At 55.1% G+C, this 14,811-nt stretch carries 11 protein-coding genes; 5 read left to right on the forward strand and 6 right to left on the reverse strand.

The features are described from left to right. Positions 1-32: 32 nt before the first annotated feature. Genes AS89_RS0102765 through AS89_RS0102775 form a run of 3 tightly spaced genes read right to left on the reverse strand, consistent with a single transcriptional unit; the run spans position 33 to position 5,763 of the window. Positions 33-3,143, reverse strand: a complete 3,111-nt coding sequence (locus tag AS89_RS0102765; RefSeq protein ID WP_010130790.1) for an efflux RND transporter permease subunit — start codon at positions 3,141-3,143, stop codon at positions 33-35. Between the two features lie 13 nt (positions 3,144-3,156). Then, entirely contained in the window at positions 3,157-4,437 is a 1,281-nt protein-coding gene (locus AS89_RS0102770) for an efflux RND transporter periplasmic adaptor subunit (RefSeq protein ID WP_081475655.1), read from the reverse strand. A gap of 15 nt (positions 4,438-4,452) precedes the next feature. After that, entirely contained in the window at positions 4,453-5,763 is a 1,311-nt protein-coding gene (locus AS89_RS0102775) for a TolC family protein (RefSeq protein ID WP_010130792.1), read from the reverse strand. A gap of 203 nt (positions 5,764-5,966) precedes the next feature. Here AS89_RS0102775 and AS89_RS0102780 point away from each other — a divergent pair, with 203 nt between their 5' ends. Continuing rightward, on the forward strand, positions 5,967-6,221 hold the full coding sequence (locus AS89_RS0102780; RefSeq protein WP_138976357.1) for a hypothetical protein: 255 nt from the start codon (positions 5,967-5,969) through the stop codon (positions 6,219-6,221). Between the two features lie 66 nt (positions 6,222-6,287). Here AS89_RS0102780 and cadR read toward each other — a convergent pair whose 3' ends face one another. Then, positions 6,288-6,710 (reverse strand): Cd(II)/Pb(II)-responsive transcriptional regulator, encoded by a 423-nt coding sequence (gene cadR / locus AS89_RS18375; protein WP_010130794.1) that lies wholly within the window; start codon positions 6,708-6,710, stop codon positions 6,288-6,290. A gap of 89 nt (positions 6,711-6,799) precedes the next feature. Between cadR and AS89_RS0102790 the strand changes: the two genes are divergently transcribed. Next, entirely contained in the window at positions 6,800-8,986 is a 2,187-nt protein-coding gene (locus AS89_RS0102790) for a heavy metal translocating P-type ATPase (protein WP_010130795.1), read from the forward strand. 224 nt (positions 8,987-9,210) lie between these two features. Here the strand turns inward: AS89_RS0102790 and AS89_RS0102795 are convergent, their stop codons facing one another. Continuing rightward, complete coding sequence (locus AS89_RS0102795; RefSeq protein ID WP_010130797.1) at positions 9,211-9,528, reverse strand: helix-turn-helix domain-containing protein; 318 nt, start codon at positions 9,526-9,528, stop codon at positions 9,211-9,213. A gap of 292 nt (positions 9,529-9,820) precedes the next feature. Between AS89_RS0102795 and AS89_RS18090 the strand changes: the two genes are divergently transcribed. The 3 genes from AS89_RS18090 (at position 9,821) to AS89_RS18095 (ending at position 12,589) form a co-directional block, all read left to right on the forward strand. Next, complete coding sequence (locus AS89_RS18090) at positions 9,821-10,183, forward strand: hypothetical protein (protein WP_138976358.1); 363 nt, start codon at positions 9,821-9,823, stop codon at positions 10,181-10,183. Between the two features lie 3 nt (positions 10,184-10,186). Then, entirely contained in the window at positions 10,187-11,632 is a 1,446-nt protein-coding gene (locus AS89_RS0102805; RefSeq protein WP_029249737.1) for a DEAD/DEAH box helicase, read from the forward strand. A gap of 117 nt (positions 11,633-11,749) precedes the next feature. Beyond that, entirely contained in the window at positions 11,750-12,589 is an 840-nt protein-coding gene (locus AS89_RS18095) for a metallophosphoesterase (RefSeq protein ID WP_081475656.1), read from the forward strand. A gap of 711 nt (positions 12,590-13,300) precedes the next feature. Here AS89_RS18095 and ltrA read toward each other — a convergent pair. Beyond that, positions 13,301-14,563 (reverse strand): group II intron reverse transcriptase/maturase, encoded by a 1,263-nt coding sequence (gene ltrA, locus AS89_RS0102815; protein WP_010130801.1) that lies wholly within the window; start codon positions 14,561-14,563, stop codon positions 13,301-13,303. Between the last annotated feature and the right edge of the window lie 248 nt (positions 14,564-14,811).

Below are 14,811 nucleotides of genomic sequence, written 5' to 3' on the forward strand. Positions count from 1 at the left end.
CAGCTTTACGCCAGCGCGTATTGGCTTTCGTTTTAGCGCTCGTCTCTACCGTGGGCAATCCTGTATAGCAATGGCAACACGAGCAGCGTCAGCAAGGTCGAAGAAATAATCCCTCCGATCACGACAGTAGCCAGTGGCCGCTGAACCTCCGCGCCAGTACCGGTATTGAGTGCCATGGGCACGAAGCCGAGACTCGCTACCAGTGCGGTCATCAGCACCGGACGCAGGCGTATCATGGCGCCGTCAATGATGGAGGTCAGCAGTTCACCACGCTCCCGCCAAAGTTCGCGGATAAATGACAGCATCACCAGGCCGTTCAGGACTGCCACGCCGGAAAGCGCAATAAAACCCACTCCGGCAGAAATGGACAGGGGCATATCCCTAATCCAAAGGGCCAGCACACCACCGGTCAGTGCCAGAGGAACACCGGTAAAGATAATCAGCGCATCCTTCACGGACCCGAATGCAATAACGAGTAACCCAAGGATGATAGCCAGGGTCAGCGGAACCACCAATGACAGCCGTTGACTAGCCGATTCCAACTGCTCAAAGGTACCGCCATAATCCAGCCAATAGCCCGCTGGGAGCTGAACGTCATTGGCAATTCGAGTACGCGCTTCTTCGACAAAGGAGCCCAGGTCGCGATCCCGTACGTTAGCCGTTACCACCACCCGACGCTTGCCACTTTCACGGCTGATCTGATTCGGTTCCGGTTTCATTTGCAGACTGGCGATTTCCTCCAGCGGCACGTAACCCCCATCCGGAAGTGGCACTGGAAGTTCTGCCAAGCCGTCCACATCTCGGCGAACCTTTTCCGGCAGGCGTACTACCAGCTCAAACCGTCGGTCACCCTCGAAAATCAAGCCCGCAGATTCGCCACCGATGGCGGCGGACACCATGTCCTGCAGCGTCTGCAGATCCAGCCCGTAGCGCGCCAGCGCAATGCGCTTGGGCTCGACCGACAGCACCGGCAGGCCCTCGATCTGTTCGATGCGCGCATCGGCGGCGCCGTCGATACGGCTGATAGCGGCCAGGATTTCATTGGCGGAAAGCACCAGCTGGTCCAGGTCATCCCCGAACACCTTGATCCCCAGATCCGCCCGGACACCCGAAATGAGTTCGTTGAAGCGCATCTGGATCGGCTGGGTGAACTCGTAGTTGTTGCCGGGCAGCTTCCAGACCGCAGCCTCGATCTCTTCCACCAGCTCCGCGTGCGTCTGGCCCGGGTCCGGCCATTCGGCCCGGGGCTTCAGCATCACGAAGTTGTCGGTGACGTTGGGCGGCATGGGGTCGGTGGCCACCTCCGGCGTACCGGTTTTTGCAAAGACTTTATCCACCTGCGGAAATTCCTTGATGCGCTGCTCCAGTAATTCCTGCATTTCCACGGCCTGCTCAAGACCAGTGCCTGGGATGCGCATGGCATGCAGCGCTATATCACCCTCGTTGAGCTGAGGAATGAATTCCGACCCGAGAGTGGTCGCCAGCCATCCACAGAACAATACCAGCAGAAAGGCACCTGAAAGCACCAGCCAGCGGATCTTCAGCGCCGCCAACAACAGGGGGCGATAAAGGGATTTCAGCGCGACGATCGCCCGGTTCTCTTTCTCGCTGATTTTTCCCGTCAGGAACACCGCAACTGCCGCGGGTACCACCGTGATTGAAAAGACCAACGCAGACAGTAAAGCCATTACCACCGTGGCTGCCATCGGGTGGAACATCTTGCCTTCCACGCCGGTGAGAGTGAATAGTGGAATATAGACTACAGTGATGATCAGCACCCCGAATAGGCTCGGGCGAATTACTTCATTGGTCGCGTGAAATACAAGCTCTAGGCGTTGTTTGAGCTCGAGCTTTCCACCATTGCGATGCTGTGCCTCGGCCAGGCGGCGAATCGCGTTTTCCACGATAATCACGGCCCCGTCAACAATCAGACCAAAGTCCAACGCACCAAGACTCATCAGGTTCGCGGAAACACCGGTTTTTACCATGCCCGAAATGGTGGCGAGCATAGACAGTGGAATGACTGCAGCTGTAATCAACGCCGCACGAAAATTGCCTAGCAGAAGGAACAGCACCACAATCACCAGCAGCGCGCCCTCCACCAGATTCTTCTGCACTGTATGTATGGCCTTGTCCACCAGGGTGGTGCGGTCGTAGACGGCCTCCAGCTTGATACCGTCGGGTACTGAAGCTTTTACTTTCTCCAACGCTAGTGCCACGTCGCGAGCGACCTGCCGGGAATTTTCCCCGACAAGCATCATCGCAGTGCCGAGAACGGTTTCTTTCCCGTCTCGAGTAGCGGCGCCGGTGCGCAGCTCTTTACCAATAGCCACTTCGGCGACGTCGGAAATTTTCACCGGCGTGCCACCGCGGTTGGCCACCACGACATTCTCGATATCGGCAATGTTCTTCAATTGCCCAGGCGAACGCACCAGCAGCTGTCGGCCGTTGCCCTCGATATAGCCGGCACCCCGGTTCTCGTTGTTGCGGCGCAGGGCCTCGCCGACGTCCTCCAGCGAGAGGCCGAAGCTGAGCATTTTGCGCGGATCGGGGGTGACGTGATACTGCTTGTCGAAGCCGCCGATGGTATTCACCTCGACCACGCCGGGTACCAGCGACAATTGTGGTTTGATGATCCAATCCTGGATTTCACGCAGGGCTGTTGCGTCGTAGGGTTGGCCATTGGCTTGGGTCGCGCCCGGCAACGCCTCCACCGTGTACATAAAGATTTCGCCGAGGCCGGTGGCGATGGGCCCCATTTCCGGCTCCAGCCCCGGCGGCAGCGCGCTCTTGATGGCGCCGAGGCGCGCGTTGATCAGGTTACGGGCGAAGTAGAGGTCGGTGCCCTCCTCGAACACCACCGTGACCTGGGACAGCCCGTAGCGCGACAGCGAGCGGGTGTACTCCAGCCGCGGCAGACCCGCGAGGGCCGTCTCCACCGGGAAGGTAATGCGCTGTTCGGACTCCAGCGGGGAATAGCCCGGCGCATTGGTGTTGATCTGTACCTGCACGTTGGTGATGTCCGGCACCGCGTCGATCGGCAGCTTCTGGTAGCTCCAAACGCCCAGGCCGATCACCAGCAATATCAGGGACAGCACCAGGTAACGCCGCTCGATCGAGAAGCGCAATATCGATTCAATCATAAAGGCCTCTCAATTAATGTTCGTGCGACGCGCCGGCTTTTTCGATGTCGGCCTTGATCAGATAGCTGTTTTCAACCACGTAGCGGTCGCCTGACTTCAGCCCACTGAGCACTTCGGTAAAACGCCCGTCGCTGCGCCCCAGCTCCAATGGGCGAATCTCGTACGCATCGCCGACGTTGACAAAGACTACCGTCCAATCCCGGAAGGGTTGTAAACCGCGGTTATCAACAGCCAGCGGCACCTCTACTTCGTCCACGGTTACCTTACCCTCAACCAGCAGTCCCGGGTTCCAGCGTCCATCGCGATTGTCGACGGGCACACGTGCAATCACAAACGGTTGCGCCGAATCACTGGATACCAGACTGTCGATCGCAGACTCCTTCAGACGGCTATCCGCTGCCAGCGAAACCTGCTGCTTCGGAGCAACCGCATTACTCTGCGCGGGAAATACCTGAAGATCAGCCCACAGCTGATCGTAATTGGCGAGGGTAAACAAAACCTGATCACTGGCGTAATCGCCGATACTGGCATTCTTACTGATCACGACGCTATCAAACGGTGCCTTCAGCGGGTATCGTTGCAGGCTTTCATTAGACTCGATTTCCCCGATGGTCTGCCCCGCTTTTACCCGATCACCGATATTGACGGAAACACCGGTGACCGGCCCGGCAAAGCGCGCGCGGATGCGGCTGACCTGGGTGGGGTCAGCCATGGTCTTGCCGTAGACAGTGATCGTCTGGCGAATTGTTCCAGAGCGGGCTTTTGCAACCCTGATTCCAGCTTTTTCCGCCATTGCGGGGGTAATTTCTACCCGTCCCTCATGAGAGTCGTACTCCCACTCAGCGCGCTCCCCACGACGAAACATTGATACTTTTACCTCAAAAGAATGGGGTTCCTCAACCGTTCCTTCGCTGATCCAATAGTCGCCATTGGGTGAGAATTTAAATCGATCGACCTCGCCGTCTAAACGCGTTAACTCCACCGTCAGACTGGCCTCGCCGGATTTGGTAACCGGTTTGCCTTTGTCTGTTATCCATGCGCGAAACTGCGGCTCCACGCCGTTTTCGAAAATCATGAGTTCTACGGTGCGGTCGCCGTCTTCCAGCAGTCGACCACCGTTGGGCCCGGTCACTTCTTCGTGCTCACCGTGCTCTCCAGACTCTCCATGTTCATTGCCGTGACGCTCTTCACCACCGTGGGACTCGTTTTCCGATGCCATGACGAACAGCGCGAAGGTGGATATGCACACCACTAGCACCGCGGCGAGGCGTTTTCTCAATAGAGCTTGTCTCATACTCGTTCTCAAAAATTATTTGCTGTAATCGTATTGCGCCGGCAGTAGCGGCTCGGCGGTTAGCTGTTCGATTTCGGCGCCGTAGCGCAGTACGGCGGCAGCGGCTTCGATCTGCGCACGCCGTGCAGCGATCAAATCCTCACGGGCGGCAGCCCACTCCAGATAGCTGTATCGACCGCGACGATATGCCCGCTCTACCTGTTGCAACGCCTGATTCATTGTCGGCACTACATCCTGCCCCAACGTACGCGCGGCAATTACCGCCTGCTGTCGGTTAGTGACGGCACCGTAAAGTTGCGTGTGCAGTTTGAGCAGAGCCGCTTCACGCCTGTACGCAACCTCGTCGCGCTTTGCCATAGCCGCGGTAATGGCGCCGGTGTTACGCCGCCCCGAAAACAGCGGAAGATTGAAGCCGGCCACCAGTGTGGTCTCGTCAATTTCCCGGGAACGGCGCACACCCACGGACCAGCCGATATCGGCGCGGGATTGGGTTTCTGCCAGCCGTAACTCCGCTTCTCGCAGCCGCTCCTCACTCGCAAATTGCTCAATGGCCGGATTGTTTTTGGCTCGGTTGTACAGATCGGCAAAGTCCACCTGTGCTCCAAAGCGATAGAGAACATGGCTGTCCAGAGTGAACGTCGCTTGAGTGTCTCCCCAGAGCGCCGCCAGCGCGTTTTTGTAGTACTGCAATTGCTGTTCTGCTGACTGTTTTGCCAGTCGCGCACGCATCAGCGCGGCAGTTGCACGCAACCCCTCTGCCTCCGGTGTTGCTGCAGCCTTCACTCGCCGCTGTACCGCGCTCAACGTATCCTGAGCCAGCGTTACCGCATCCAGGGCAAGCGTCAGCCGCTCCTGTGCGGCAAGTACTTCTACATAGCGCCTGGTGACTTCGCCGATCAGGTTCAGCGCTTCGACCTGCCGCTGCATGTCGAGATAATCACGACTGGCGCCGACGGCCGCCACGCGTTCCCGGCGCTTACCACCGAGTTCAATCACTGAAGACAAGGACACTGTCAGCTCGGCCTCACTAGCCCCCCCGCTACCAGCGAAGTTCTCCAGTTCGGCACCGACTTCTAATGGCGGCCGCAGGTTTGCAGTCTGTGCCTCGCCGTCTAGCGCGAGGCCCCGAAACTCGAATACCTGCAGTTCGGGGTTTTGTTCCAAGGTCCAGCGGACAGCCTGCTCAAGATTGAGAACCGAGCCGGTCCCCATTGGTGTGGCATCTAACGCATGCGTTAGTGGCATCCATAGGGATGCTGATACGCTGGCGATAATCGCCACGCACCGGTAGAGCGCACCCTTGGGGCGCACCATAAAAGAAAACATTGAAATCTCCTGAGACACATCACCAGCAGCACGCTCAAACAAGCGTGCACACGATTTTTAGGCGAAACTCAGGCTATGGGAGGGCGGAAAAACGCGGAGAAATGGCCTTCTGCAAAAGCCACTTGGAAAGTAATACGGAATTGTTGCGCACCGGAATTTAGCCACTGGGCAGCGTTAACCAGCATGTACGCACAGGCAGAGCCGTGGCAGTGACAGCAGTGATGGCAATCCTGGACGGTGTCCGGTTGCGGGTGCTCGAAGGAGGTGTGTTCGTCCAGGTGGATATTACCGTCGGTCCCATCTTGATGGTGCAACGGTACATGCTGAGTAATATCTTGCCGTTCTTCATGGCCATCATAGAACGCCACTGCGGTCTGGCAAACCAGCAGAGCGATCAGAAAATAGCAAATGCGGATGAAGTTCATTGTGACGAACGGGTACTTGAATCCAAAATGTGACCGACAATCTAACAGGATACGGGCGGGACTTCCAACCCCAGCCTTTTTCTAACGCTGATCTGTGGCCTATCTCTCTGCTGGGTAGTGGCACGCGCAGTCAGAGAGCCCCTGTAGTATCCCGCAAGAACTGGTTGGCATTTTCCCCGAACACTGGCTGCGCAATTCCACCAACTGCTTCCTCAGCTGCTGAAGTGATTGCATGCGAGATTCCACGCGATCAATCTGCTCATCGATAAGCTGATTGATATCGGCACAGTTTTCTTCGGGATGTTTCTGGGAAACGAGAAGGCGGCGGATATCCTCCAGTGGTATATCTAGGGAACGGCAGTGTCGAATGAATCGCAGTTGTCCAAGCTGTGATTCATTGTAAAGACGAAAATTGCCACTTGATCGCGCCGGAACCGGCAACAACCCCATCTGTTCATAGAATCGCACTGTCTCGACTTTACAGTCAGAAAGTCTAGCGACCTCTCCAATTCTGTAGCGCATATACAAGCCTCTCGACTCTCTCTTGACTCTATAGTGGCTACAGGGATTCTAATCGATCAACGGACTGAACTACCACCTAGGAGCCCACCATGGACGACCGCAATCCGGAAACCCCCTGCGACTGTGCAAACACGGTCGATCCCGCCAACAGCCAAAATCCCCCAGTTGAGCCGGGCACAGGCGGTGAGTCGACACTATTGTCCATCTCCAAAATGGACTGCCCCACCGAAGAAAGCCTGATTCGAAGCAAGCTGTCCGGTATTGAGGGGATATACCAGCTCGACTTCAACCTGGTGCAGCGAACACTGCTGGTAGGCCATGCCCAGGGATTACAACCAGAGCTGCTCAAGGCATTGGAGCCTCTGGATCTGGATACGCGGCTGGCGGTTGCGGCCGACACGAATACCGCGCCTCCAGAGACAGCCACCAACTGGTGGGGCCTGGGTGCAGCGGCCGTGGCAGCCCTGGCCTCGGAATTGGTGTACTGGATACAAGGGGGTAACAATTGGCTGGTGATGCTACTGGCCCTTGTCGCTATTGCTGGCGGTGGGCTCAAGACCTACAAGAAGGGCTGGATTGCGCTCAAGAATCGCAACCTGAACATGAATGCCCTCATGTCCATTGCCGTCACCGGCGCGCTGCTGATCGGCCACTGGCCGGAAGCTGCCATGGTCATGGTGCTATTTACCTTGGCGGAGCTAATTGAGGCCAAATCTCTGGACCGGGCGCGCAACGCAATAAGGGAACTGCTGGCGTTGGCGCCGGAGTCCGCAACAGTCCAGGGTGAAGATGGGAACTGGCAAGAGATACAGGCCAAACAGGTGGCTGTCGGCAGCCGGGTACGGGTGCGGCCAGGGGAGCGAATTGCCCTCGATGGTGAAGTGCTCAAAGGGCAGTCTGCCGTCAATCAAGCACCAATTACAGGTGAGAGCTTACCGGTTGAAAAAGCCGTGGGCGACAACCTCTTTGCCGGCAGTATCAACGAATCTGGCGCTCTCGAGTACCAAGTAACCGCCGCCGCAGATAGCTCCACCCTCGCCAGGATCATCCACGCCGTGGAATCTGCACAAGGTAGTCGAGCACCGACACAACGCTTTGTTGATCAGTTTGCGCGCTGGTACACCCCCCTAGTATTCGCGGTAGCACTGGCAACCGCAATCATCCCCCCTTTGCTCTTCGGCGGCGCATGGATGGAGTGGGTATATCGGGCCCTGGTGTTACTGGTAATCGCCTGCCCCTGCGCGCTGGTAATCGCCACGCCGGTTACTATCGTTAGCGGTCTAGCGGCTGCCGCACGCCAAGGCATCCTGATCAAAGGCGGCGTTTACCTGGAAAATGGTCGGCGACTACGTTGGCTGGCGCTGGATAAAACAGGAACCATTACCCGCGGCGAACCCGCACAAACTGACTTTGAGGCTTGGTCCGGCGAAGACGCCCACGAAGTACAATCGCTGGCTGCCAGCCTCGCCTCCCGGTCAGATCACCCGGTTTCTATGGCAGTCGCCAAAGCCGCGCAGGCCGACAAGGTTCCATTGAGAGAAGTGGAAAATTTTGCTGCCTTGCCAGGGCGTGGCGTGAAGGGCGAGATCGGTGGCACTGAATTTCACCTAGGAAACCACCGGCTTGTTGAAGAGCTGGGCGTTTGCACCCCGGAACTTGAAGAGCGCCTGGAAGAGCTGGAGTCTGAAGGGAAAACCGTCATCATGCTGGTCGGCGAAAACGGGGTGCGCGCGTTGTTTGCCGTGGCCGATACGGTTAAAGAATCCAGCCGTCAGGCAATTGATGAGCTTCATGATCTGGGTATAAAAACGATGATGCTCACCGGCGATAACCCACATACCGCCAAGGCCATTGCCACCCAGGTCGGCATAGACCGTGCCCAGGGCAACCTGCTGCCCGAAGACAAACTACGTCAAATCACAGCCCTGACGGAGCACGGCCATACCGGCATGGTTGGTGATGGCATCAATGATGCCCCAGCACTTGCACGGGCGGATATTGGCTTCGCCATGGGAGCAGCGGGCACCGACACAGCCATCGAAACCGCCGACGTTGCGCTGATGGACGATAACCTCGGTAAAATCTCTTCTTTTATCCGCTTATCCCAGCGCACTGCCCGTATACTTCAGCAGAACATTATCCTGGCCCTGGGGATTAAAGCGGTATTTCTCGTACTCGCCTTCACCGGACACGCCTCCATGTGGCTGGCCGTATTCGCCGATATGGGGGCCACCCTGCTCGTCGTTTTCAATGGGTTGCGGTTGATGCGTCATTGACTCTTGAGGCTTTCCGAGAAACCTAATGCCACCGATTCAATCCAAATAAATGGTTTGTAGGGATACTCTACACCTGAATTGGGTAGCCTATATTGGTCAGCATGAGCAAATTCCCCGCAACTCTGCCCGAAAAACTAAAACAACCCTCTCCAGTCAATTAGCTACAACTTGAACAAATCAAAATTAGCCGGATACCCTCCTCCCCCTTTAATGGACCGGAGAAATCACTCCACTTGGCTCGGGGTATTTAGCTGCTTCAAAAGCGCAAGCTGTCGCTTTTTAGGCAGCTTATCGATTTTACAAATCAGTTCCGCCAAGACATTCGATTCACAGAAAAAGTACGCCACCGGCACATCCAGCTCTTTGCCGATTCTTTTGAGCATCTGGTAATCAGGGCTATGACGCCCCTTTTCATAATGCGTCATGCGGCTACTGGCCGAGCCCGGCTCAATGCCCAAGCGAATACCCAGCTCCTTTTGGCTGACACCTTTCGCGGTGCGCGCTTGGAGCAGGCGCAACGGGATGGGAGAGGAATTGGGCAAAATACGAGCATCTTCGAGTTCTCAGGGACTTAGATTGTCTAAGTATATGGCCATCCGGTATACTTAGGAATCCTAAGCGCCGCCGCCCCAGCTGTATATTTAACGATCAATCCTATTACCCCCCCCCATGACTCCATCAAACATTAAGCCTGAAATACTCGACTTGTTGGTTTCGGGAAGGTATGACACTTTCACTTGCCCAGCACTTACTCAGGCCTACTTTGCGTCACCTCGCTGCACTAGTCCCACCAAGCGCGCCGCGAGTCAAATCGTTGCCCGGACCGTCAAAGCTTTGGAAGTCGATGAGTTAGTTGTGGGTACCTCCTCGACATCTGCACGAACCAAACAGTATCAGCTCACTGCAGATTTCCACCGCGTCTTCTCCGAGACGGATAGCAGCACGGTCTCAACACGTGAATCCAATGCCCCAAGTGACAATTTCCTCTCGATACTTGAAGGAAAACTACATGAGTACAAAGTCGAGCTCTTGGAGGCAATTGGGGAAGTCGAAGAATATGAGGAATTAAGCAAAACAGCACCGGAGAAAATGAATCAGATTCAAGCGCTCTACGACCGTGCGCGTGACCATTTTTCTAGAACTCAGGGGCGAGTCAAAGCTATCGAGGCCGTCCTCACTGAAGTAAAGCGATCATAATTAATGCAATTACGAAAATGGCAGTCCGAGTGCATTTCAAAAGCGCTCGAGCATTACAGTGCGGGCATGACACATTTCTTGTGCTTGGCAACTCCTGGTGCGGGGAAAACAGTGATGGCATCCACTCTGGCCAATCATTTGTTTGACTCGGATTTAATCGACCTAGTAATTTGCTTTTCCCCTTCTGTGGTAGTGGCTGAGGATTTTAGGTGTGAGCTGGAGCAGATTACCGGAAAACGCGTTGACGGATTGATTGGGTCTTCCGGGTCTTCACTGACATACCAGTCACTACGTAATCTCGGTGACCGATTTTGGGCCCTATTCGACCACTACAGAGTCTTCGTAATCTTTGATGAAATCCATCATTGTGCGGGTAACACTGTTGAGCAATCAAACGCCTGGGGTGAAAAAATTATCACCCATATACAAGGGCGTGCGTCTTATACGTTGGCGCTCACCGGAACCCCTTGGCGATCCGACCAGCTGCCCATAGTCCTAGCGAACTATAGCGATGAAAATCACATGGTTCGCTGTGATTACCAATACGGCCTCAGTGAAGCGATTTTGGATAGTGTGTGCCGTACACCAGTTATGACGGCTATTGACAACAATCAAGTTCAGTTTCAACGCGATGATGACCGCGAGCAGTTCCGATCTTTCAGAAGTTTACTTACCGAATCTGATTGCACCTATCAGGAGCTATTAGAAAGTCGAGACTTAATTTTATACTGCCTGAATCAGGCGAGTCAGAAATTGGACTCATTGCGGAGGAAAACGCCAAATTCAGGTGGATTAATAGTAGCCACATCGATTGCCCACGCCGAGGAGATACACGCAATTCTTGCCAGTGAGTTAGGTGAGCATGCCGACATCGTAACGCACAAAAGTGAAAATTCCTTATCTACGATCCGCGACTTCAAAAAATCGGATAGAAAGTGGATCATATCGGTTGGAATGATCAGTGAGGGAACAAACATACCTCGTCTTCAAGTATGCTGTCATTTAACCCGTGTCAAAACCGAACTGTACTTCCGGCAAATACTCGGAAGAATTCTGCGCTCCTATGGCGGCCGTAATGAAATTGGGTATATGTATTTCCCAGCGGAACCAACGTTAATGGAGTACGCAGAAAGAATTGAAAATGACATTCCAAATACCGCCACTATAAAATCATTTCTTTCAAAACCTCATGGCCAAGTAAGCTCAGTCGAGATTACGCCCAGATCAAATGTGAGTGATCAGAAATCGGTAACTATCAGCTTGGCCCCGCAGGAGCTGGAAGTTGTCTATTCTGCAGTAAGAGTGCACGACAAAAGGCAAGACTTTGATCTTCCGGTTGATGCCACATACCAAGGTTCAGACTTATCAAGAAATTACTTGAGATCAATAAACATTTCCGGGAATTTCATTCGTAAACGATTATCGCCACAAATGGCCAAAACCTACTGACAATTGCAACTACTTACTATAAATGCGGCAGATCGCTATTATTCGTCTCAATGTCGCTCGTTTGAGGGTTATCGAAAGCGGAGACTCTCTGTCTTCAATCAACCGCGCAAATTTCTCATGAGTATGTTTCTCAACGTAGACAGGAATCTTGTAGGCCGAGACTTTGTCGTCGGCGATGTGCACGGCCACTTGCAGCAACTACATGCGCAATTGCAGGAGGTCGCCTTCGACACATCTCTCGACCGATTGTTCTGCCTCGGAGATCTAGTGGACCGAGGCCCTGATAGCGAAGCCCTGCTCGAAATGATTGATCAACATACCTTTTTCAGTGTTTCTGGCAATCATGAAGCGATGATGATCGCCGGGTTTGAGAACCCCGAAACCGCAGCCAAGCATCGCACCAACGGCGGTGAATGGTTCTACACTTTGCCACTGGATCAGCGGCAGCACCTAGTGAACCAGGTCAGGCACTGGCCTTGGGCCATTGAACTGGATACCGGCAGCCGACGCATCGGGCTAATCCACGCCAACGTTCTCGGCGGCAGCTGGTCACGGACGCAGCGTGCCCTGGCCGCTATCGAAGAAGCCTGGTCAGCTGGCGCATCACTTGAAGAGGACGAGCGAATGGCGAGCGCCGCAGAGCAGTTCCTATGGGATCGCTCCCTGGCGCGCCAGCTGTACAGGTGCCTACTCGGCCTAGGCGATGCGAAGCGCACCCTGGTCGAATACAAACGACTATTTCTTGAGCGCCTGGACACAATTGACCTGGCCAAACCAGAAACACTTGCCCCCTTCCAGATCAGCGGCATCGAGGCACTCTACCTCGGCCACAATTTCGTACCCAAGCCGGTCGCCGTGGGCAACTGCCACTTTCTGGACACCTACCGTGGAGCGCAAGGCGAGCGGTTGGCTTTGGTTTGTGTCAATGAGTTTCCAATGTCCCCGTCACACCCGTAGTTCCAACCAAATTCCGCCCTGTAATTTAGTGTGCCACTACATTCTGGGTTTTGTTTAGAGCTTCGTATTCTCGGCCAGATTATTGCCGGCGAGCCCTATTTAGGTTCCGACCACTATGTGGTTCGGGATCGTACTGGAAAAATACCTGCAGACAACATCGCTGCGAATGATTGCCGACCTAAAAGTGGCTTGGGTTTACTAGCGGGTTGAAATGAGACACCTGCGCTAGCAGCACGCTGCGCTTACGCACAACTACATGCGAGCTGCTGCCCATGAAGTGAAGAAGGAAGATTACTTACGCTTACCCTTTTTTTCGCCATGCCGGACACCGTCCACCCAGTAAGCAGGCTATCCGATGGACTTATCCCGGGTTAGATGTGGCCCCCGGTTTTGATGTCATGTAATTAGTAACGACGCCTGAACGATGGTTCGCTTGTACTCGCCTTCTCGATTCATACTTGACGCACCACGTGGGCACGCCCTCTCCCTCAATGCTCACGACAACGGTCTTCAGCCAATGCCGCTTGAGGGTAGTTTGAAGCCGGCCCCTGCAGGCAGACTCCGGAGGGTCGATTCCTCCATCACTTCAGCAGCTTCTCTTGCTTCACAACTGGCTCCTGCCGATTGATCCGCAATGCTGCGGCACACGGTGAGTCAGCCGAGGGAACTGCCCCCTCAGCTGCTCTCAGAACCCGGCGTGAACCTCTCGGCTCACCGGGCTCCCATTACTTCAACCGAGAACGCCCCGCGTGCGCACCAATGTACGAACAAACCGGGGTAACTCCGCTTCACACGATCAAGCCAGGCAAATGCTCTGGTTTTGTGGCCGCGCAGGCGCTTATATTTTCTCATGGCCCAACGGACGATAACCTTGTCGATATAATCCGCAACAGGTTGAAACTCCGAGCCTCGGAAACGACAGTAGTATCTAATCCATCCTCGTACGCGAGGTGCTGTCAACCGGGCGAGATCGCCCAGTGATAACTCACTACGCAGTGAAAGATGCCCCCGCCGTATTGACTGACGCATCGCAGTCATAGCTGTGCGACTGACCGCCGGCGTGAAGCCTGTGCGAACCTTCCCACGCTTATCCACAATGCGTCTCGGCCGGAACGTATAGCCGAGAAAGTCAAAAGTGACACACTCGTGTGTTTCCGTTCGCCTGCTGTCCTTGCAGTACACCACCCGAGTCTTTTCCGGGTGCATCTCCAAGCCGCAGTCACGAAGGCGTGTGGCTAACTGCTCACGCAGCCAGTTCGCCTCAGCCTCGCTTCGGCAGTGCAAGATGCCATCATCAGCGTAACGGCAGAAGGGAGTGTCGGGGTGGTTTACCGATAACCAACGATCCAATGCATAGTGTAGAAACAGATTTGCGAGCACCGGAGATAGCGGACCGCCTTGCGGCGTACCCACAGTTCGCGACGCTCGAATCCCATCTTTTCCCTGCATTGGAGCCGTTAGCCAGCGCTCCACGTAGAGCAGTACCCATCGTTCGTCACAGTGATGACGAAGTGCTTTCAAGAGCAAACCGTGATTGATGTTATCGAACAAGCCGCGGATGTCGTACTCCAGCACCCAATCACGCTCCCAGCAACGTTTGCGCGTCGCCGAGAGTGCATCATGTGCTGACTTCCCGGGCCGGTAGCCGTAAGAGTCGTCATGGAAGACAGGCTCTAGTATCGGCTCCAGTAACAAGGTGACGACCGTCTGTGCAATCCTGTCACTGACCGTCGGCACTCCGAGAATCCGCTCCCCTCCCGTTTTCTTCGGAATCGGTACTGCTTTGACCGCCGGGGGAAAGTAGCTTCCCGACGACATCCGATTCCATATCCGGTAGAGGTTCCTGCTCTGGTCGCAATCAAAATCCTTGATCGACTGGCCATCAATTCCTGCGGCTCCTCGATTGGCCTTTACGCGCCGGTATGCCTCCCACACCAGGCGTTTTGAGATAACAAAGGGTTTCGCCGATGTCACCGGTTCATCCTCCCGAGGGAGTTGGCCCGTGACTCGACTGAAGCAACCTGACACCTTCGCTCCGCTCCCATTACAGGAGCATCTACGCTACTACGAGTCAGTCCGTCCTCGGACCGTGCATTGGTACTCTCAGTCTTGCTTTTCTTCACTTGACTTTCTTCCTTAACATCACGGTACCGAGTTCCCGCAGTTCCGCTAAAGCGCCCAAATCGAGCTCGCGCCATCTCTATGCCGGACACCGTCCACCC

This window comes from Microbulbifer agarilyticus S89, assembly GCF_000220505.1.
In the GTDB taxonomy this organism is placed as follows: Bacteria; Pseudomonadota; Gammaproteobacteria; order Pseudomonadales; family Cellvibrionaceae; genus Microbulbifer; species Microbulbifer agarilyticus_B.